Annotated in this window: 18 protein-coding genes; 15 read left to right on the forward strand and 3 right to left on the reverse strand. The window is 37.5% G+C overall.

Features of this window, described 5'->3' with window-relative positions; genetic code table 11:
• Positions 1-231: 231 nt before the first annotated feature.
• The 10 genes from H7254_RS02105 (at position 232) to H7254_RS02150 (ending at position 12949) form a co-directional block, all read left to right on the forward strand.
• Entirely contained in the window at positions 232-1509 is a 1278-nt protein-coding gene (locus H7254_RS02105) for a sorbosone dehydrogenase family protein (RefSeq protein WP_301931413.1), read from the forward strand.
• A 23-nt stretch (positions 1510-1532) separates the two neighbouring features.
• The gene (locus H7254_RS02110) at positions 1533-1952 is read left to right on the forward strand and encodes a cytochrome c (protein ID WP_301931414.1); all 420 of its coding nucleotides are present in this window, start codon (positions 1533-1535) and stop codon (positions 1950-1952) included.
• Between the two features lie 478 nt (positions 1953-2430).
• Complete coding sequence (locus H7254_RS02115) at positions 2431-2796, forward strand: transmembrane 220 family protein (RefSeq protein ID WP_301931416.1); 366 nt, start codon at positions 2431-2433, stop codon at positions 2794-2796.
• Entirely contained in the window at positions 2786-3694 is a 909-nt protein-coding gene (locus tag H7254_RS02120) for an EboA domain-containing protein (protein WP_301931417.1), read from the forward strand. The genes H7254_RS02115 and H7254_RS02120 overlap by 11 nt, the downstream gene beginning before the upstream one ends.
• A 151-nt stretch (positions 3695-3845) precedes the next feature.
• Complete coding sequence (locus H7254_RS02125; RefSeq protein WP_301931418.1) at positions 3846-4832, forward strand: TatD family hydrolase; 987 nt, start codon at positions 3846-3848, stop codon at positions 4830-4832.
• A gap of 8 nt (positions 4833-4840) precedes the next feature.
• Positions 4841-5731, forward strand: a complete 891-nt coding sequence (gene eboC / locus H7254_RS02130; RefSeq protein ID WP_301931419.1) for a UbiA-like protein EboC — start codon at positions 4841-4843, stop codon at positions 5729-5731.
• 39 nt (positions 5732-5770) lie between these two features.
• The gene (locus H7254_RS02135; RefSeq protein ID WP_301931420.1) at positions 5771-6928 is read left to right on the forward strand and encodes a 3-dehydroquinate synthase; all 1158 of its coding nucleotides are present in this window, start codon (positions 5771-5773) and stop codon (positions 6926-6928) included.
• Positions 6929-7239: 311 nt separating this feature from the next.
• Complete coding sequence (gene eboE, locus H7254_RS02140) at positions 7240-8445, forward strand: metabolite traffic protein EboE (protein WP_301931421.1); 1206 nt, start codon at positions 7240-7242, stop codon at positions 8443-8445.
• A gap of 27 nt (positions 8446-8472) precedes the next feature.
• Positions 8473-9819 carry an alkaline phosphatase family protein gene (locus H7254_RS02145; protein WP_301931422.1) on the forward strand — a complete coding sequence of 449 codons (1347 nt, stop codon included), beginning with the start codon at positions 8473-8475 and terminating at the stop codon, positions 9817-9819.
• 955 nt (positions 9820-10774) lie between these two features.
• Positions 10775-12949, forward strand: a complete 2175-nt coding sequence (locus H7254_RS02150; RefSeq protein WP_301931423.1) for a TonB-dependent receptor — start codon at positions 10775-10777, stop codon at positions 12947-12949.
• A gap of 251 nt (positions 12950-13200) precedes the next feature.
• Here the strand turns inward: H7254_RS02150 and sucC are convergent, their stop codons facing one another.
• Positions 13201-14412 (reverse strand): ADP-forming succinate--CoA ligase subunit beta, encoded by a 1212-nt coding sequence (gene sucC, locus H7254_RS02155; RefSeq protein ID WP_301920771.1) that lies wholly within the window; start codon positions 14410-14412, stop codon positions 13201-13203.
• A 417-nt stretch (positions 14413-14829) separates the two neighbouring features.
• Between sucC and H7254_RS02160 the strand changes: the two genes are divergently transcribed.
• The 3 genes from H7254_RS02160 (at position 14830) to H7254_RS02170 (ending at position 18364) form a co-directional block, all read left to right on the forward strand.
• On the forward strand, positions 14830-15642 hold the full coding sequence (locus H7254_RS02160) for a purine-nucleoside phosphorylase (RefSeq protein WP_301931424.1): 813 nt from the start codon (positions 14830-14832) through the stop codon (positions 15640-15642).
• A gap of 62 nt (positions 15643-15704) precedes the next feature.
• Positions 15705-17726, forward strand: a complete 2022-nt coding sequence (locus tag H7254_RS02165; RefSeq protein ID WP_301931425.1) for a putative porin — start codon at positions 15705-15707, stop codon at positions 17724-17726.
• A gap of 158 nt (positions 17727-17884) precedes the next feature.
• Entirely contained in the window at positions 17885-18364 is a 480-nt protein-coding gene (locus H7254_RS02170; RefSeq protein ID WP_301931426.1) for a peroxiredoxin, read from the forward strand.
• 63 nt (positions 18365-18427) lie between these two features.
• On the opposite strand, the gene H7254_RS02175 is transcribed toward H7254_RS02170, so the two are convergent.
• Positions 18428-20632: an alpha-galactosidase gene (locus H7254_RS02175; protein WP_301931427.1), complete on the reverse strand. Its 2205-nt coding sequence runs from the start codon at positions 20630-20632 to the stop codon at positions 18428-18430.
• Positions 20633-20741: 109 nt separating this feature from the next.
• Positions 20742-21707, reverse strand: coding sequence for a transglutaminase domain-containing protein (locus H7254_RS02180; RefSeq protein WP_301931428.1), 966 nt, complete (start codon positions 21705-21707; stop codon positions 20742-20744).
• Positions 21708-21789: 82 nt separating this feature from the next.
• Here H7254_RS02180 and H7254_RS02185 point away from each other — a divergent pair, with 82 nt between their 5' ends.
• Together H7254_RS02185 and H7254_RS02190 are read left to right on the forward strand one after the other, a co-directional pair.
• Complete coding sequence (locus H7254_RS02185; protein WP_301931429.1) at positions 21790-22311, forward strand: YdeI/OmpD-associated family protein; 522 nt, start codon at positions 21790-21792, stop codon at positions 22309-22311.
• A gap of 151 nt (positions 22312-22462) precedes the next feature.
• Positions 22463-22864 (forward strand): DUF2911 domain-containing protein (locus H7254_RS02190; RefSeq protein ID WP_301931430.1); only part of this gene is annotated, 402 nt, incomplete at its 3' end.

A 22864-nucleotide genomic window follows, 5' to 3' on the forward strand; every position in this document is an offset into this window, starting at 1 on the left:
ATAAATAACGAAAGAAGGTATAATTGTGATAATATACTTAACCCAAAAAAAATGATGTTCTTATTAAAAAATTTAACTTTTCTATTTTTGTTTAAAACGGGGGCTCCTGGCTCAAAATAAAATATGAAAATAAAATATTTGCAGCATTGACTGAACACTTATTGTACGTTAATTGTAAACGAAGCTGTTGCGTTATCTTTAACCACTTTTTAGAAACATAAAATTACAGGAATGAAAAAAGTATTTTTTTACGCTGGTTTGATTGTAAGTATGGCCTTTTTATCGGCTACAGCTTTGGCACAAACCAGTCTAAAACCTTCACTAAAACTAACAGAAGATATTACGGGATTGAAGCTGCCGTTGAAGTTTAAAGCAATATTGCTTGCAGAAAACTTAGGCAAAGCCAGGCATGTTTTTGTAACACCGCAAGGAGGTATTTATGTTAGGCTTGCAAAACCGGTTAACAATAAGGGCACTTTGTATTTGCAGGAAAGTAATGGAAAAGCAGTAGTAAAAAGTGGATTTGGCAATTACGGTGGTACAGGCATTTGTATAAAAAATGGCTACCTCTATTCATCTTCAAACAGCGAAATATTCCGATATAAACTCAATGCTAAAAATGAGGTAATTAATCCCAATATGCCGGAAAAAATAGTAACAGGGTTGATTGACCGCTGGCAGCATGAAACAAAATCGCTGGTACTGGATAATGAGGGCAACGTGTATGTAAATATCGGTGCCTGGTTAAATTCCTGCCAGGAAAAAGACCGCCAGAAAGGTTCTATGGGTATCGAAGGCTGTCCGTTGCTGGATTCTGCAGGTGGTATCTGGATGTTTAAAGCTGATAAACTGAACCAGACTTATGCAGATGGCGTTCGCTATGCAACCGGCCTTCGAAATGTGGTTGGGCTTGACTGGAACCAACAGGACAATGAGCTTTTTGTAATGCAGCATGGGAGGGATCAGTTGCATGATATTTTTCCTGATCTGTACACCGTGCAGCAATCGGCTCTTAACCCTGCTGAGTGCATGTTTGCCATAAAGAAGAATGATAACGCCGGATGGCCTTACCTGTATTACGATTATGCCCAACATAAAAGTATGTTGGCACCCGAATATGGTGGGGATGGAAAAATGGCGGCCGATCCAAAATATCTTAAACCTGTTGCTGCCTATCCTGCTCACATGGCACCCAACGGGTTACTCTTTTATACAGGCAACCAATTTCCGGAAAAATATAAAAACGGAGCCTTTATTGCCTTTCATGGTTCATGGAACCGTTCGCCTGAACCCCAGGCAGGCTATTTTGTAGTATTTCAACCTTTTAAAGATGGGAAGCCTTTTGGCGACTGGGAAGTTTTTGCGGATAATTTTTCAGGGTCGCCTGAAAAAACTGCTTCTGGCCGTGCAGACCATCGCCCATGCGGTTTAGCCCAGGGCCCCGACGGATCGTTATACGTAACCGATGATTCAAAAGGCTTTTTGTATAAAATAACCTACAACCCATAAAACATATGCGTAAAAATATATTGATGGCAGGCACAATGGTTTTGCTTGCTGTAACGGTCATTGCCCAGCAAAAAAAACAAATTCATAAAACGTTGCCAGCCACAGCTAAATCTTCATTTGCAGCGGGGGAAGATGTTTATACCCAATTCTGTGTTTCCTGCCATTTACCCGATGGTGGTGGCGTTGAAAATATGAATCCTCCACTAATAAATACAAGTTATATCAATGGCGACAAAGCGCGGATAATAACAACAGTTTTAAATGGCATGAGCCAGCAGGAAATTGACGGGGAAAGGTACAATAATGTGATGCCTGCTTTTAATTACCTTACTGATAAGCAGGTGGCAGATGTACTTACGTTTGTGCGCAATAGTTTTGGCAATAAAAAGCCAGCCGTAACGGTGGCAGATGTTAAAGCCACCAGGGCGAAATTGGTTAAATAGTTACATAGAAGAGCCGATAAAAAGTATTTACAATATAATTTTCTGTAAACCTCTATTTAGAAAACGCCACACTAATACCTAGATTGCTTGATTGATAGCGATCCCGGTGCTTTTATCTCTTTACTGTTTGCAGTTCTTTACCAGATGAACTGATTTTTTAATCATTTCACTTAAAAGAGAATAAACCTTCAAATTGTAAACAATAATTAATATTCAGTTATGTACAATAACTTTATTAAATTGGAAATAATTACCTGATTGTAGTAGCAGCTTTTATTGTTGCAGTGAAAACTTAGCCTCCTTAACATATGTATTACTTTTCTAAAATATATTGTACTATGTACAAAAAAAGTATTTTAAATTTAGCACATCACGTAAAATAAATGGCCTAATTTGTATATTAATTACTTTTGTAAAACTTAAGAACAATACGGTTTTAAGTTTTAAAAGATTTACTAATATTTTAAGAAAATCCATAATGCTGTTAATTATTTTAAATGTATTTTTTTTCCTAGCCTTCCTTGCGTTTGCCTACGTAAATTTAAATGACAACGATGCCTGGCTATGGGTAAGTATTTATACGGTAGCAGCCATTTGCTGCGGTTTGGCAGCGCTTCACAAATATTATCCAACAGTGTATTTAGTGACTATCTCTTTTTACTTAATATATGCGCTTACGCTTTTTTTTGCAAAAGATGGTGTGCGGGATTGGATAACAAAATATAAAAAAGAAAGTCTTGTACAAACCATGCAGGCAACAAAACCATATATTGAAAAAACCAGGGAATTTTTCGGGTTACTAATTATAAGTGCTGCCCTGACAATTAATTATTTTGCAGCTTAATATTCCAATGATGAAAAATGATGTTCTTTCTGCAACTTCACCAACATTTGTACTTCTTATAGCGTCGCTTATAAAAGAGCATTGCAATACTGAAAATTTTTTATGGCTTCAGCAAAAAGCTGAACTAATAAATACTACCAACGATCTTTTACAAACGCAGTTATGTTTTGCGGCCATCCCGCGAAAGATAGAAAAAAAAACACTTCATTTAAACGCTGATCAGCAAAATAAAATATCTTATTTATTACCTGGGTTGTATATGGAAGGCTGGTCGTTTCATCGCTTATGCAGACTATACATTTTAATACAAATTGATGCGGCAGAAAAGGGGCAATACTGTAAATTAATTGAAGGCCTTTTTGCAAATGCAGAAATGAACGAACGGGCAGATCTTTATGCAGCATTGCCCGTGTTTAGCTTTCCAGAATACTGGATAAAATGTTGTGTGGAAGGTATTAGAAGCAATATGGGGATCGTGCTGGAAGCCATCATGTATAATAATCCTTACCCTGCAAAATATTTACAGGAAGCTGCCTGGAACCAGATGGTATTGAAAGCTTTTTTTACTGAAAAAGATATTAACCGGATTGTGGGTTTGGATGAACGGGCAAACAGTTCCTTAGCTAAAACGCTGATTGATTATGCGGCGGAGCGCAGGGCTGCTAAACGTTCTATTAATGTTCAGTTATGGCGGCTGGCAGGTAAATTTATTGACGAAACAAATTATGAAATCATTAAAAATTTATTTGCAGATGCAGATGAAAAAACAAGATTTGCTGCGGCGCTTGCTTGTTATGCAAGTGATTATAAACCCGCAAGGCAACTATTAAATACGGCACCCGAAATAGAACAGAAAATAAAAGAAAATAAATTAAGCTGGATTAATATCAGTGCATAAAACTTAAATAATCTATTTATGTTAGCTTACTGCAAACTTTATAAATTTAATTTTTAAAATAATGCAAAAGGTTAATTGGCCTTTTATAGAAACGGTTAAATTTCAATCGTACATAAAAACTAAATATTTATGAACATTTACAAACTTATATATGTGTTGCAATAATTCCCTGAATGAACCAGTAATACACACGGATAAAGCCGCTGCCGCAGATCTTCAAAGCATCAGTGGAATGAAATTTTTCGATCCGCATATTCACATGACGAGTCGCACTACCGACGACTACCAGGCGATGTACGATGCAGGTATTGTTGCATTGATTGAACCTTCTTTTTGGCTGGGCCAACCGCGAACCGGTACGGATACTTTTCGGGATTATTACAATAGTTTAATTGGGTGGGAAAGATTTCGTTCCTCTCAATTCGGTATTAAACATTATTGCACCATTGGCCTCAATTCCAGAGAGGCAAACAATGAAGCACTTGCAGAACAGGTAATGGAAATATTGCCGTTATTCATTTATAAAGAAGGAGTAGTTGGTATTGGTGAAATTGGTTTTGATGATCAAACTTTATTGGAAGAAAAATATTATCGTTTGCAATTGCAGCTTGCTAAAGATGCAGCTTTGCCCGTGCAGGTTCATACACCACACCGGGATAAAAAGAAAGGTACTCAGCGAAGCATGGATATTGCGTTGGAGCATGGTATTGATCCGTATACAGTAATTATTGATCATAATAATGAAGAAACTGTAAAGGATGTACTGGATAAAGGCTTTTGGGCCGCATTTACAATATATCCATTTACAAAAATGGGTAATGAAAGAATGGTAGATATTATAAAGCAATATGGTACCGAACGAATAATGATAAATTCAGCAGCAGATTGGGGTATAAGCGATCCTTTGGCGGTACCTAAAACAGCAGCACTTATGAAACAAAGAGGTATCAGCGATGCTGATATTTTGTTAGTTTCTTATCAAAATGCCATTACTGCTTTTGGTCAAAGCGGACAAATAGACGAAGCTGATTTTAATGCCGTAAAAAATCCAGATCAATCAGAAAAGTTTGAAGGTAATTCAATACTTCGTGGTGGGCAGCAACCGCGTATTAATGCTTCTTCTATCATCATCAGCTAAAATTTATCTTGAAAAAAATTACTTCTTTTTTACAATTAATGCGGCCTGCCAATATTGTTACTTCTATAGCCGATGTACTTGCCGGTGTTGCAATTTCAGGGTATTTTGCAGGTGCTGTACCTTCTTCAAATTTAATAATTGCTGTACTTTTATTGTGTCTTTCAACCGTTGGCTTATACGGAGGCGGTGTTGTTTTTAACGATGTGTTTGATGCAGAACTCGATAAGATTGAAAGACCGGAACGCGCCATCCCAAGTGGAAGAGTTTCGCTTCAGGAAGGCATATTACTTGGAATTATTTTATTGATAATTGGTATAATAAGTTCTTTTTTTGTAAATAATATTTGTGGGGTTATTGCGCTTTTAATAGCAGCATGTGCACTCGTGTACGATAAATGGGGTAAGCATTTGTCTATTTTAGGGCCTTTAAATATGGGTCTGTGTCGTGGCCTGAACCTTATGCTGGGCGTAAGTATTGTAACAATACAACTTAATAATTTTTGGTTCCTGGCACTTGTTCCAATTATCTATATCGCATCTATAACAATGATAAGCAGGGGAGAAGTACAAGGCGGAAAAACGAAGACGTTTTATTTTGCAGGCTTGCTGTACCTTTTAGTTATAACAGCCATTTTATTCTTTTCTTTTTATAAAGATAAAACCCTCATAACATTAATTTTTTTACTCCCTTTTGCCTGGATGATTTTTACACCTTTGTACAAGGCCCTCAAGGAGCCTGTTGGTAAAAATATTGGTAAGGCAGTTAAAGCAGGCGTTATTGCTTTAATACTTTTAAACGCCTGTTGGGCCGCTGCATTTGGTGCTGTGTGGTTAGCAATAATTATAATTTTGTTATTGCCTTTGTCTTTGTTTCTGGCCAAAAAATTTGCCGTAACCTAGCAGGGATTTTTTATCACTGAGTTTTTTAAATAGAAATATATGGATTTTATAAAACAGCAATTTAGTGTACAGTTTGAATACAATGTTTATTTTACGACCGCACTGTTTAACCTGCAAAATGTAGTTTTTGCTAATTTTTTAGAAGAAAAAAGAACAGCTTCTTTGCAAAAAATATTTTTTGTAATTGATGAAAATGTTATTCGGGAAAACAGCAATCTTATGGCCGAAATTAAAGCATATTTTAAAAAATATGATACAGTTGTTTTGGTAGAAGATATTTTAATTATGCCCGGCGGCGAAGCAGTTAAAAACGACCTTATACTCTTTAATAAAATTGTAGAAGCAGTAAATAGCAGCAATTTAGACAGGCATTCTTACATTGTAGCCATTGGCGGCGGTTCTTTGCTGGACGTTGCTGGTTATGCGGCTGCAGTTGCACATCGGGGTGTAAGGCATATCAGGATACCTACTACAACCTTATCGCAAAATGATTCTGGTATTGGTGTTAAAAACGGTGTCAATTACCTCAATAAAAAAAACTTTCTTGGTACGTTTGCACCACCTTTGGCGGTGTTTAATGATGAACTATTTTTACTTACACTTGATGATAGAAACTGGCGTTCAGGAATTTCAGAAGCGATTAAGGTTGCCTTGATAAAAGATGAACCTTTTTTTAGCTGGATAGAAAGCAATGCCGTAAAATTAGTGGAGCGTGATTTAAAAATAATGAACTATTTGGTAAGACGATGTGCTGAATTGCACCTGCAACATATAGCCGGAGACGATCCTTTTGAAATAGGTTCTTCACGCCCGTTAGACTTTGGACATTGGAGCGCACATAAATTAGAACAGCTTACAAACTTCGGGGTACTTCATGGAGAAGCCGTAGCGATGGGTATTGCGTTGGATAGTATTTATTCTACATTTTCCGGCAGACTATCAATACAAAAAGCAGACCGGGTAATTAAATTATTACAGGCGCTTGGTTTTGAAATAACACATCCATTTATGGAAGTTGGAAAAGACAATAGCCTCTTAGATGGGCTGGATGAATTCAGGCAACATCTTGGCGGGCAATTAACCATAATGCTGCTTTGCGATATTGGGAAGGGAGAAGAGGTGCATGAGATTGACAACGAATTACTGGCAAAGTCAGCCAGATATCTTAAAGAACTGACAAAAATAGAAGTAGAATAAACTATGTTGATCAACCAGCAACTTAGCTTTTATATCTGAAGAGGCTGGTGGATGCCTGACTTTTTTTGGTTTGATAATTTATTTTAAAATTGATATTTTTTCAGGTACGATACTGATGAAATCAAGTGCCCAACTTTCTGTTGGATAATACAAAAATCAGTATGCCGTAGTTAGACAGGAAACATTTTTAAATAAGTTTTGATGCTGTAGCGATAATAAATTCGCTTATCAAGCTTTGCTATTTTCCTTGTAAAATAGCAGCAGTTAGGTTGATGTAGTAATAAAAAAATAACAAATATTTAAACGAAAATATGCTAACTAATTTTGGATATTTAACCTACTGTACAAACATCCATACCGGTGAAAACTGGCAGGATCACTTTGCAGAAATTCAAAAATATTTCCCGGCTATAAAAAAGGAACTTTCGCCTGATATGCCCATGGGTATTGGATTGCGGGTATCTAATATTGCAAGCATTGATCTTGTAAAAACCGAAAATCTGGAAGTATTCTGGCAATGGCTGTCTAAAAATGATGCATACGTATTTACCATGAACGGGTTTCCTTATGGCAGCTTTCACCAGGTAGCTGTTAAAGACCAGGTGCATGCCCCGGATTGGACAACCAATGAAAGATTGGTTTATACCAATCGTTTAGCAGATATCTTAGCCCGGCTTCTTCCGGATGAAATGGATGGAGGTATTTCAACCTCACCTATAAGTTACCGGTACTGGCATAAAACACCAGTAGCTTTACAAAAAGCTTTTGAAACAGGTACAAAAAATATGGTGGCAGTTGCGGCACATTTAATATCAATTTTTAAATCTACCGGAAAAATTATACACCTCGATATTGAACCGGAGCCGGATGGCATGCTTGAAAGCGGACGTGAATTTATAGAATGGTTCGTAAATCAATTGCTTCCCGAAGGTGAAAAAATACTTGCTGATCAACTAAATATTTCCAGGGAAGAAGCAAATAAATTATTGAAGCAGCACATACGTTTATGTTACGATGTTTGCCACTTTGCAGTTGGTTACGAACCGCATGAAGCAATTGTTAACGAGGTTTTGATGCTTGGTATTAAAATAGGTAAAATACAGATAAGTGCGGCTTTAAAAGGTGTGCTGGACAAGGATGTTTCTGCCAGGAAAATCATCGCCCAAAAGTTTACTAAATTTAATGAACCTACTTATTTGCACCAGGTGGTTGCTAAAAAAAATAATGGCGGTTTTATAAGATATCCTGATCTTCCAGAGGCACTGGCTGATATTGAAAATATGGATGTCAACGAATGGCGTGCACATTTTCATGTGCCTATTTTTGAAGAAGATTTTGGATTTTTACAATCCACTCAAAAAGATATCGTAACAGTGCTTGACCTGCAGAAGAAAATAAATTTTACCAATCATCTTGAAGTTGAAACCTATACCTGGGATGTAATTGAAGGCGCTTTAAAACTACCTTTGCAACAATCAATTGTGCGGGAATTAAATTGGGTTAAAGAACAGTTATAATACTATCCACACAGAATTTATATTAAAATGAATAAGACAGTTGTAATTGATGTGGTAGGGCTTTCCACTTTCTTACTGGAGGAAATGCCTTTTCTGAAACAGTATATTTCCAAAAAGAATATTGCAACAATTAGTCCGATGCTTCCTGCAGTAACTACTGCGGTGCAATCAACTTATCTTACAGGTAAATCGCCGGCAGAACATGGTATTGTTGGTAACGGATGGTACGATAAAGAAGACTGTGAAGTGAAGTTTTGGAAGCAATCCAATAAATTGGTGCAAGGAGAAAAAATTTGGGAAAAAGCAAAAAAGCAAGACCCTTCTTTTAGCTGCTCGCAGATGTTTTGGTGGTACAATATGTATTCCTCTGCGGATTATTCTTTAACACCCAGACCGCAATATCTTGCAGATGGCCGCAAGCTGCCAGATTGTTATTCTCAACCAGCAGGTTTACGGGATGAAATGCAGGAAGCATTAGGGCAGTTTCCATTGTTTCAATTTTGGGGTCCTGGCGCAAATATAAAATCTACTCAATGGATAGCTGATGCGGCTATGCTAACAGATGACCGGTATAATCCTACACTAACCCTTATTTATTTACCCCACCTGGATTACTGCCTTCAAAAATTTGGGCCCTCGTTTTCGTTCATAAAAAAAGACTTACTGGAGATTGATAAAGTGTTAGAGAACCTCGTTAATTTTTATGAAAAAAAGGAGACAAAAATTATCATTCTTTCTGAATACGGTATTGCACCAGTTAGCAAACCCCTTCATTTAAATCGCCTGTTCAGGGAGCATGGATTATTAGCAATTAGAGAAGAGGGCGGCCTGGAACTTCTAGATGCAGGGGCTTCTAAAGCCTTTGTAGTAGCGGATCATCAGGTAGCACATGTTTATATAAATGATGTTTCGATAACAGAAAAAGTAAAGCAAATACTTGCAGAAGTTGCTGGTGTTGAACTGGTACTTGATAAAACTGCCCAACAGCAATATCATATAGATCATAACCGATCGGGAGATCTTGTGTTGATGGCTGACGCAGACTATTGGTTTACTTATTATTTTTGGCTGGATGATGCAAAAGCACCAGATTATGCAAGGTGCGTTGACATACATAAAAAGCCTGGTTACGATCCGGTAGAAATGTTTATGACATCTAAACTAAGAGCTGGTTACAAATTACTAAGAAAAAAAGCAGGCTTCAGATATGTGATGGATGTGATACCTCTGGATGCAACTTTAATAAAAGGATCTCATGGAAGAATAGGCGGTAGTTCTGCATATCATCCTGTAATAATAACAGATAAAAAAATAGCAACCGATATCTTAACAGCAGTGGATGTTTTTGATATTATTTACCAACATCTTTTTTAATTTTAATGAAACAATTTTTTTAATGCAGGAAATTAATGGTAAGGTAAAGCCAAAAATTATGTGTTTCGTTGTATGAAAGCATTTTCAATTTTCGTAACTGGTTAAATGATGGCTTTGGATCAGTTCCCTGTGCTTATCTGAATGTTTAATGAACCATTAATATTACTGTGATTATTTATATTGCAGCTGGCATAACGGTTAAATAATTCAGTAGTATTTATTACTCTGGTAAGTAAAACCAACCCATCCTGAATAATAAAACAAAAAGACACCTTTAACTTATATCAGTCAAAAAACTACCCTGGGAAAACAGCATTTAAACAGATTAAGTGCTAAAATTATTTCTTATTTAAAAGGATTAGATTCTGAACCCATTTATATGGCGGTGATATATTTCGCAGTTATAACACGCATATCAGAAACTATGGTTATTTTTTAAGTTCCGGAATATCAGTGTACAGTGCTGCTGTATTGTAAATATTTCTTACGAATTATTTGGCCATGCATTTTTTGATTTTAATGTTACCCGTAGAACATACAATGTATCTGGACTTCCTAATAGCAGTACACTATTTTACAGCATCGGTTTTAGAATGAATATTCAAAGAAGGGAATTTAATTTTATAAAAGGGAAATGCTTCACCTATCTGCTAAAGATCAGCGACATCATATAAGGTAAAGAGTTAACTGTATCCTGCAAAGTGCAGCGTTGCCCAACCCCGCAACGAATAATTTGAAGTAGTTTTCTTAATTTGTAAAGTAGTTTTATTAGATACAATCTTGCTAATTTTAATTATTGGGCGGTTGGAGCGGAAGGCGATCCGTAAAGCTGTGGCAACGAGCTCCAGAACTGAAACAACAAAAGTTTTCCCAATCCGGCATTTTCTTTTCCCGATGCGGTAATCAACCCGTAATTAATTATTTCACATTTGCAGACAAATAAAAACTGTTGCAAATGATCAATAAAAAAATAATAGCGGGTATAATTGGAATGCTAAGTTTAGTAACCGCAATAGCCCAACAAAAAGATACCAGTAAAATACTTAAGGAGGTTATTGTAACCGGGTATAAAACCGTTAATGGCGTTGGTCATTTACTTGAAATGAAAGACGGCATTATTTACGCCGGTAAAAAAACAGAAGTAATTATTGTTGATAGTTTGGATGCCAATAAAGCCATTAACAATACCCGCCAGATTTTGGGAAGGATACCCGGACTGAACATTGTTGAAACAGAAAGCAGTGGCTTTACTGCAAATGGAATTGCTACACGAGGCCTGAACCCTACGCAAAGTATTGAAATGAATACAAGGCAAAACGGGTACAATATCAGTGCGGATGTGTATGGCTATAATGAAGCCTACTATATTCCACCTATGGAAGCCGTAAAAAGAATTGAAATGGTAAGAGGAGCTTCCTCTTTACAGTTTGGAGCACAGTTTGGCGGATTGGTAAATTACATAACAGAAGATGCTCCCACTGATAAACCCTTTCAGTTCATCACATCTCAAACAGTGGGTAGTTTTGGAATGTACAATGCTTTTACTTCTGTTGGAGGTACTTATAAAAAAATAAGTTACTATGGTTTTCTTCAACAAAGAAATATGGATGGTTACCGGCCAAACAGCCAGCAGTGGCAGCTTTCAGGCTTTGGTAAGATTCAGTACACGGCATCAAAAAAAATAAATGCAGGACTTGAATATTCTTTACTTCGTAATAAAATACACATGCCCGGCGGGCTATCCGACAGCCTTTTTAATGCAAATCCAAAAGCATCTGTCAGGGCAAGAAACTGGTTAAAAAGTCCCTGGAATATTGTCAGTGGTTACCTTAACCTTAACCCAAATGATAACACTACTTTCAGTTTAAAAACCACCTATATTTTTAGTAACCGTTCGTTGGTTTGGCGCAATGAAGATGGTGGTGCAGGTGCATTGGATGCCATTGATCCGGCAACCAATCAATATGTACCAAGGGAAGTAGAGAGTGAAGATATGCACAGCGTTGCAACCGAAGCAAGATTTGCTGCCAGCTATAAATTAGGAAAAAGTAAATCTACATTGGCTGGGGGTGTCAGGTTTTCCTATGGCTGGTTTAAAAGACTGGGAGGTGGGGAAGGTTCTACCAACAGCGATTTCGATTTATCCATCACCGGCGATTGGGAAAAAAAATTAAATTTTACTACTACCAATATTGCTCCTTTTGTTGAAAATATTTTTAGAATCGGAAATAAACTGACGGTAACTCCGGGCGTTAGGTTGGAATATTTAAACAGTACCGTAAAAGGATATACCACCGACGATATTTATAAAGTGACTGCCAACAAAAGTAAAAACAGGGTGTTTCTTTTAAGCGGTATCGGTATTGAATATAAACCAAAATCCAACGCAGGTATTTATGCAAATATCAGCCAGGCTTACAGGCCAATTGACTATAGCCAGCAGCAGCCGTTTGGAGTAACTTCAAAAATTGACCCCAATTTAAAAGATGCCAATGGTTTTAATTCGGACCTTGGTTACCGGACAACCATAAAAAATTATTTAAATGTAGATGTTAGTTTATTTTACCTGGCATATAATAATCGTATAGGAGAAATTGTAAAAACAGATCCCACAACAGGACTTGATTTTGGTTACAGAACAAATATTGCCAACAGCGTACACAAAGGATTGGAAGCCTATATTGAATTTAATATTTTAAAGTATTTAAATCAACAATCAAAACAGGGAATAAGTATTTTTAATTCATACAGCTATATTGATGCAAAATATACCAGCGGTGAGTTTAATGGAAACCGGGTAGAAGCAGCTGCCAAACACATTGAAAGAGCAGGTATTATTTATAGCAACAAAAGTTTTTCTTCCACATTTCAGGTTAATTATATTGGCGATGCTTATGGCGATGCAACCAATGTGAAGGTAAGCGATAACCCAATAGCAGGCTACATTCCGGCATATACGGTTGTAGATTTTAGCGCAACTTATAAAATAAATAATTACGCAATAAAAGCGGGCGTAAACAACCTGGGCAACAAATATTATTTTACCAGGAGGACAGATGAATACCCTGGCCCTGGAATAATACCTGCTGTTGGAAGGAGTTTTTATGTTGGGTTAACTGCTAAATTTTAAGTGAAATGCACATTATCCCCGGTTGCCTGACTACAGGTTTCAGTAATCATAATCATACAATGGTATCAGAACATGTGGTGTAATTTATCTGGTAACAGAATGCGCCTGATGTTGACTGTTTTTGTTCTTAACCATTATATTAATCATAAAAAACCCCATTGTAGAATGGGGTTTTTATAAATTTATTTTGAAAAAGCATCCAATAAATACCCGATCATCAGGTTGAAGTACATCCGAAATCAGCCATTATATTAAGCTACTGCTTTATTCACCAATGCTGCTGCTTCGCTAAGCAAAATAGCACTCTGTACTTTTAATCCGCTTTCGTCAATTAAAGTTTTTGCTACATCGGCATTGGTACCCTGCAGGCGTACAATGATTGGAATATCAATATTGCCTATGGACTGGTAAGCATCAATTACGCCCTGTGCCACACGGTCGCAGCGAACGATACCCCCAAAAATATTAATCAAAATTGCTTTTACTTTTGGATCTTTTAAAATAATACGAAAGCCCGCTTCCACCGTTTGCGCATTGGCTGTACCGCCCACATCCAAAAAGTTAGCCGGTTCACCACCACTTAATTTTATCATGTCCATTGTGGCCATGGCCAGGCCTGCACCATTTACCATGCAACCTACATTGCCATCTAATTTTACAAAATTTAAGTTGAATTTTCCTGCTTCCACTTCGGTTGGATCTTCTTCGCTAATATCTCTTAAACCGGCAATATCTGCATGGCGCATTAATGAATTGTCATCCACATCCATTTTACAATCTACCGCAATAATTTTATCGTCGCTGGTTTTAAACAGCGGGTTAATTTCCAGCATGCTGCAATCGAGGCCTACATAGGCATTGTATAAATTGGTTACAAATTTTACACAATTTTTAAAAGCATTGCCGCCAAGGCCCAGGTTAAAAGCAATTTTACGTGCCTGGAAAGCCTGTAGCAAACCGCCTGGATTTACCCATTCTTTAAATATTTTTTCAGGAGTATTGTGCGCCACATCTTCAATGTTCATACCTCCTTCGGTGCTGTACATAATTACATTCTGGCCTTTTGCCCTGTCCATTAAAATCGACAGGTAAAATTCTTTAACCGGATTAGGGCCATCGTAATATACATCCTGGGCTACCAGTACTTTATTTACTAATTTACCAGCCGGGCCGGTTTGAATGGTTACCAATGTACCGCCAATTAAATTTTGAGCTATCTCTTTTACCGCTTCTGCATTTTTACCAATTGCAACGCCACGTTGCTCTTTACCACGAATGGTGCCTTTACCACGTCCACCGGCATGTATTTGTGCTTTTACTACCGCAAATTTACTGTCGTACAAAGTATGTATCTGGCGGTAAGCTTCCTCTGCCTCAGCAGGCGTATTGCAGGCAATGCCTTCCTGCACGGGAACATTGAATTTTTTAAGCAGCTCTTTGGCCTGGTATTCGTGAAGGTTCATGGTATAAAAAATTTTTGCGAAGATATGAAGGGAACCGGAAACAGGCATGATATAACTATTTTTTTTCTATGCGGATTGAAAAGGAAAGTTTATCATGAAACCTTAAGCGGGCTAAAGTGTGGTTCTGTCTTCGCTTAGATAAAGTCGCTAAAAGGTATATGGTACAAGGGTGTGACACAAGGATTTTGCACAGAGCTTCCTGGCCCGGACAAAAATTTTTACAGCGGAAACTTAATTCACAAAAATTCAGATCACATTAAATGTAATTACCGGGCTTTCTGCAGCATCTCTTTTACCATTTTTTTAATTCAACCTTGGGTTTAGTTTCCTTTCTTTGTAAAACCATTTCAGGCATTGCAGCTTGTAGTGCAGGATGTGCTGCGTAAACAGCGCTTAATACTAAACAAGCGAATAAATATGATTACAAAAGTTAATGCGGCAGTTGCATACATACAAAGCCGCTATAGTACCCAACCGCTGGTGGGTATTGTGTTAGGCAGCGGACTCGGCAGCTTTATTTCGGAAATGAAAATAAAAGCAGAGATTGCTTATACTGACATTCCTCACTTCCCGGTGAGTACGGTGGAAGGCCATGAAGGCAAATTAATTTTTGGCGAATTGGGTGAAAAAAAAGTAGTGGCGATGATGGGCCGTTTTCATTGTTACGAAGGCTATACGCCGCAGGAAGTAGTTTTTCCGATAAGGGTGATGAAATTTTTGGGGATTACAACCTTGCTCATCAGCAATGCTGCCGGTGCTATGAATTTGAATTTTAGGGTGGGCGACCTTATGATTATAAAAGATCATGTAAGTCTTTTTACCGTCAACCCTTTAACAGGTAAAAACGAAGAGGCGTTTGGGCCAAGATTTCCGGACATGAGCGAACCGTACAGCAAGCGTTTGATTGATAAAGTAAAAACCATTGCTACAAAAGAAAATATACTCTTTAAAGAAGGAATTTATTGCGGCGTTACAGGCCCTACTTTTGAAACAAGGGCGGAATATAAATTGTTGAACATTATTGGCGGCGATGCAGTGGGTATGAGTACTGTACAGGAAGTGATTGCAGCGGTACATATGGGCCTAGAAGTATTTGCAATGAGTGTAATAACAGACCTTGGCATAAGGGAAGAAGAAAATAAAATTACCCATGCTGAAGTATTGCACGCAGCCAATGAGGCGGAACCCAAACTTACCCATATTTTTAAAGAACTGGTTGCCGCATTATAAGTATGTAATATTTTTTTTAGCTAGTCAATAAATGGTTGTAGGGTGATGAATAATTTTGAATAATGTATAAAATAATTTTTTCTTTATTGCTGTTGGGGATGTTTCAGTTTTGTATTGCACAAAATCCGCTGCAGTCTATTAAAAACGTAGGCAGGGGGATGTCGGGCAGCGGTGGTGGCGGCAAGAATAAGGGGGATAGTATGGGGCTTGGATTTGAACACCGGGATGATCTAAAAGATTCTATTACGGTTACATTTAAATATCTTGATTCTATCAGGAATATCCGGATAGATTCCAACCTGAACGATTTTTACAAATATTTTCCCATACCTGCTGCCCAGCAATATTTGGGCAACAATGGCAACGCGGGTTATTCATTGATATATGCTCCCTTTGCCAAAGCCGGATGGGATGCAGGTTTTCACGCATTTGACGCTTACCGGTTTACCTTAGAGAACTCCCGTTTTTTTAAAACTACCAAACCTTTTACAAGGATGAATTATGAGTTGGGGTCAGCCAAAGAACAGGTGGTTAGTATTATTCATACCCAAAACCCAAAACCCAATTTAAATTTTGGGTTGGAATACCGCCTCATCAGCGCACCGGGTTACTTTTCGTCTCAAAATACCAATCATAAAAGTTACCGGCTTTTTAGCAATTACCAGGGTAAGCGGAAAAGATATGCAGGATATTTTATGATAATGGGAAATGTTATTAAAAGTTCTGAAAACGGAGGAATACAAAACGATAGTAATTTAACCGATAAAAACTATAAACTATTTGCCATACCCGTTAATTTAGGAGGAACCAATTCCAATTTTAATCCTTTTAATACAACAGTTAATACAGGCAATGTGTACAAAGATTTTACCTTTTTTTTAAGGCAATCGTATGACCTTGGTAAAAAAGATTCTATTGCCATCAATGATTCTACCACAGAATATTTATTTTATTCCAAACTTCGTTTTCAGCATACGTTTACTTACAATAATTACAGTTACCAGTTCAGGGACCTGGTAGCAGGTGATTCCAGTTATTACAAAAACTTTTATAACACAGCGATGCTTGCTGATACACTTGGGCATGATAGTTTGGTTGTAACAGATAAATGGAAAGTGATTACCAACGATTTTTCTATTCTTACTTATCCCAATACAAAAAATGTTGCCCAATATTTACTGGCGGGTGCCAGAATTGAAAATATAAATGGCACTTTTTCATCGGGTACCCACAATTTTTACAATATTATTTTGCACGGCGAATACCGCAATAAAACCCGTAACAGGCTATGGGATATTTTAGCAAATGGAGAATTATATATGGCCGGGTTAAATTCGGGCGATTATAATATCAATGCCTCGCTGGCACGGTATTTAAATAAAAGATGGGGTAACATACGCCTTGCCTTTACCAATGTTAACCGTACACCGTCTTTTATATACAACCCCCTTTCTTCCTTTAATTTTGGTAATGCGGGCGGGTATAAAAAAGAAAACATCATTACGCTAAAGGCTGCTGCAGACAATCCTTTTGTTAGTTTATCCGCTGCTAATTATCTTATTACAAACTATGCTTATTTTACCGGGTATTATAAAACGGCGCAGTATAGTACGGTTATAAATTTATTACAATTAAGCGCAGCTAAAAAAATAAAATTAAGCAAACGGTGGAACTGGTATGCTGAAGTAACGTTGCAACAAACCGATGCAGCTGCACCCGTAAAAGTGCCGCTTATCTTTACCCGTAACCGGATTGCTTACGAAGGTGTATTTTTTAAAAATCTTAATTTAAGCACCGGTATTGAATTCAGGTATTATACACCTTATAAGGCTAACAATTACTCGCCGGTGATGGGTCAGTTTTTTGTGCAGGATAGCAGCTATACATTAAAAAACCGTCCTGATATCAGCGCCTTTCTGCATTTCAGAATTAAATCTTTCACTGCCTTTATCCGTGCTGAAAATTTAAATACCATCAATTTTGCCAATGGGTTTGGGTTTACTCAAAATAATTTTGCAGCACCGCATTATGCATATCCTGGTTTGGTAATACGGTTTGGCATACAATGGAATTTTGTAAATTAACGTGCAGTCTGGTTTATATAAACGGTAGATTTTTAACGATATACTGTAAGCGATCATTCTTATATTTGTACTGCAAATGCAAACAACCAAATGATAATTATAATAAAAAAAATATTAAATTTTATATTATCCTTGTTCATAAAAAAAGACTGTTGTAAATGAAAAATGTTATCGTAATTGTAGTTTTAATATTGATTGGTTTTAGTACGGAGGCACAGGTAAAGGCAGAACAGATGGCACCCGAGATTTCGTTACCCGGTACACATGATACGATGATACATTTATCTTCATTAAAAGGAAAAGTTGTTTTGATAGATTTTTGGGCAAGCTGGTGTGCTCCCTGCCGGGCTTCTATACCAGGTATAATAAAATTGTACAATAAATATAAAGGCCAGGGATTTGAAGTTTTTGGTGTTTCTATCGACAGTAAAAAAAGTGATTGGATAAAAGCCATTGCACAGGATAAAATTAATTACACGCAGGTATTTGATAAGGCTGGCTGGTATTCTAAAACAGCTGTAAAGTATGGTGTTGAGGCAATTCCTAATACTTTTTTATTGGATAAAACAGGGAAGATAGTGGCCATGGATCTGGATGAAGAGCAGTTGGAAAATAAAATAAAGGCTTTATTGCAATAGAATTTGAAATGAGTCCTGCCCGTTTTATAGTTGCTTATTTTTGTATTGTATATTTTATTGCCTCTATTCAATCACAAACCAGGTATAACTTTCAGGCTGAATGTTTACTGAAAGTTCAATTTCATATTTTCTATTTAATTTCATGGGCACTTTTTTTCCTTCCTTTTCACTAACCATTACAGTATTAGATGCACCGGTATAATACAATGGTACCTGGATGGTTCGGGCAATTCTTTCTTTAAGCGGATTGTACAACATCAGCAAACCCCTGATTTTTAATTTCGGATTTACATGTAATATGCCATCCCAATCCCGCCCATCAGCCCGGCGTAAATGAACGATGTCTGCATTAAGAATATCCCTGTATTTTTTATACCAGTTAATTACGTTGATGACTGTTTGTTTGGTGGTGTCTGTATCATATAATCTGGGGCCACGGTAACAGGCCTGCACTCCTGCTCCATAGTATTGCATCATTAGTTGTTTGTAGTCAGTAAGGTGTTCTGAAAGTGGCTCCAATACGGCTTCCGGGCCTCCGCCCTGGTAACGGGTTAATGGCACAAATCCCCAGCTCATTGAAGGTGTTTTTTCCCAGGTGCCATCATAAATATTCTGACGGTTTAGTATCTTTTGATTTTCTCTTGGTAAGGAAAAATTTACTTCCCTGTAGCCAATGGCAATTTTATTTGTTCCATCTAAAAAATACCAGTCAGGTGCGTTGATGTAAACGCCCCGTTCACTCAGCCAATGGTATAAATCTTTTTGAATCTCCATTTGCTTCCATTGGCTGTCATCCAGCCCTTTATGGCCTGGGTGTGTTGTAGAGGCACAAACATCCCCTGGATAGGGGCCATCATTCTCCCAGATATCAAATCCTGTTTGTGAAAAAAAGTATTTTATTTTATCCCGGTAAGCCAGTCCCCATTTGCTGCCAAAACAGGGCGCATTGCCAAAAAAGGCACCTCCCGGTTTACCGGTCACGGCATTTATTACATCATCTTCATCACTAATGCGGCGGGAACTGAATAAAGAATAACCTCCAATTTTAATATTCTTTTGGTGTGCATATTCCGTCAGTACTTTCCATTTTTTTATATTGACAGTAGAAGAATCTTCCATATTTAAATGGCTGCCAAAACTTAGTATAACGGCTTCATAGCCTGTTGCAGCGCATTGATCAATAGCCCTTTTTACTTCTTCATCATTGTTGCTGACCAGGTGCATGAAAATGGGATTTGCGGTTGTCCAGGGAGTAATGGTGGTATACATTTTTCTTACAAACAATCCTCTTCTTTCCCTGTCGTAGCTATCCATCAGCAATTCAAAACTTCGTACCGATGTAAAAGATGCTCCCTGTTGTAATTCAATGCCCGATACTTTATCAGGATATACTTCCAGTATACATGGGGTGTTATAATCATAATTTACCTGTGAAGTGTAGGTAGAATCAATTTTCCAATGCAGCGTCTGATCACTGATCTCGTACCGCATGGCATTGTTAAAGGCATAATTTGTTTCAACGTATATGCCTTGCTGTTTTTTCATTTTATCCGGACTGCCCACTACAGCACTCTCTTCTTCCGCCACGGCCAGCAGTTCGTTTTTTACCCGGCCAATTATAACTGATGCCAGTCCCGTATTTTCTATAGTAATCCATTTGGTAATCAAAGGAAGATTATCGTACAGGGCGTAGTGAACTTTTACCATGATATCTTTTAATGCCGCTAAATTATTTTTATAAATAAAACTTACCAGTTTACCCGTCGCTTGTTTTTTGTTATATGCCCACCAGTTGCCCGGCTTCCATTGTACAAAAGGCTTTAATTCGCTGATGGTGTACTTGCTAAACTGAAAATCATTTTCTCCTTTTGTAAATGCAGGCAGCCATTGTGGTAACAGATAAGCTTTTTCTTTTTGTCCGTTTAACCCACCTACATTATATGCTGTACCATTGATAGTAACCAAGGCTTCCGGCATAACGGCTCTTAATAATTGCTGGCCGGTAACCATATTTTTGTAATCGGTGCACACCACATTGGGCGATAAAAGGAAAGTCCGTTTTACCAGTCCGTTGTACAGAATAATATTTTTTTTATCAGCGCTGCTAAAAACTGCTGCTTTAAACCCCGACGGATTTATTAACCAGTCTGTTGTGGTCAGCTGGTCATTTTGCTTACTCCAGGTTATAATATCCTGTTGCTGACTTAAAGCAAATTCACCTGAGAGGAAGAGAATGGTCAAAGAAATTACGCGTAAGGAATTGAACATTTTAATAAAGGTTGGTTGGGTTAAATATTCCGAAATTTTAAATTTTCTGTACCGTATTGAGGTGTCAATGTAAGTGAGAGCAGACCAATTATTAATTATCAATTAAAACCTACTCACTTGCTTCAACAAAATAACCCAGTACCGGTTTATTGTTTATTAAAACGGTTACCGGATAGTTGATCTCTTCCGGAAACTTATAACCAAACCGCAATACACCGTCTGTAACTGTATAGTCCACCGTTTTTGTTTTCTTTTTCTTATCCTCACCAATAAGCAGTGCAACAATATCAATACCCTTATTACCAGATAGTTTACAGCTAAACTGTACTGTTTTATTGATGGTAGTTTTTATATAACCATTGTCGGGCAAAAAGTTGCTGATACCAAATTCGTATGCGGCATTTTTAACCAATGGCATTGAAAAAAAATCGCTCTTACTTTTAGTTCCTGGCCCAAGGAGCCAGGCATGATTATCGGGTAAATGCTGATAATTAAAAATAGTTCTGTCTGCAAAAAAATACGCATCATTGTATTGTTTTGTAAATACGGTAACCTTCTCATCCGTATAACCGCTTCCCAGCGTTGGGTCAACGTAAAACCACGATTCAGGACTCATCCCCATTTGTACCACATCCCAGGTATGGTTAAACTCTTCGGGCTTTTCAGTAAACTGTTCTACATTATTTTTCAAATATCCATCCACCGTAAGGCAACGGATTTTTACAACACTGCACATATCCTGAAACAATGCTGCATAACCCGCAGACGTTGCTTTCCTGAATTTCAAAACATCTTCTGCAATATTTTTTTCGTTGCCATTTTTTTTAGCACCTTTTACATCAAAGCTGATGTTCCATGCTATCCAGTCGAAGATGGCTCTTGCCTTATCCTTGCTATCCGGAAATTTTTTGGTAACAATATAACTGATGGTACCCATATTGAGGGTATCCAAAGCACCCAGTGATTTTACATACTCATCCACTACTTTAAAATCTTCATAGCGTTTTTGAGCAATTAGTTTTGTACTTGCGAATAAAAATAAAATCAGTAGTACTTTTTTTGAAGATAGTGTCATACAATAAAATTAAGCATACAAAAGTTAAAACAACGTGATTTTGTTTATGTAAAAAATTGTTCAAATTTGAATTAACAACGCCATGATACAATTTACAACAACCATATTAAAATTTGGGGAGAAGGGTGAAAAAACCGGCTGGACATACATTGTAATTCTGGCTGTACTGGCACAGCAATTATCTCCAGGTAATAAAAAATCATTCAGGGTAAAAGGGAAGCTGGATCAGCATTCCATCAGCGGCATAGCATTAATACCAATGGGCGAAGGTAATTTTATTATGGCACTGAAAGCAGACTTGCGCAAAGCTATCGGAAAAGAAAAGGGCGCTACCTCGCAGGTAAAATTGGCTGTGGACAATAAACCATATCAAATAAATGCTTTGCTGATAGCATGCCTAGAAGATGAACCGCCAGCCATACAGTATTTTAAATCACTTCCTAATTATCATCAGCATTATTTTAGCAAATGGATAGAAAGTGTCAAAGCAGAACCTACCAAAACAAAACGCATTGCAATGGCTGTAAATGCCATGAGTAAAAAAATGGATTTTGTACAAATGCTGCGCTCGGCAAAAGAGGATGACCGCCAGCTTAAAGGATAATTAAAGGATTTGCCATATCTTTTTTAGATAGATTATAAAGTATGATGAGAATGCTTAACCCTTTAATCAAGTTAAACTGCCCTTCATCAACGGGTATTGTTATTGGTAAAATCGTACTGTATATTTATATCCTCACACCAAAATTTTTTATATGAAAAAAAAACTGCTTACCATTGCTACATTATTTTTATTTACACCTTTTTTAAAGGCACAGCTTACAACTACCCCCAATGGCGGAAATAAAAAGGCCATGGTAGCCGAACGCATTGGCCTTACCGATGTTGCCATTCATTACGACAGGCCGGGTGTAAAGGGACGTGAGGGAAAAATTTGGGGTGTATTGGTGCCCTTTGGATTTACTGACCTGGGTTTTGGAACCAGTAAAGCAGCACCATGGCGTGCGGGTGCCAACGAAAATACCATTATCGAATTTAGTACCGATGTAAAGGTGGAAGGCAAGAACCTCGCTGCAGGAAAGTATGGATTTTTTATTGCCGTGGGCAAAGAGGAATCCATATTGATATTTTCAAAAACCAGCACTTCATGGGGAAGT

Origin of the sequence: Ferruginibacter sp., from assembly GCF_014377975.1 — a bacterium.
GTDB lineage: Bacteria > Bacteroidota > Bacteroidia > Chitinophagales > Chitinophagaceae > Ferruginibacter.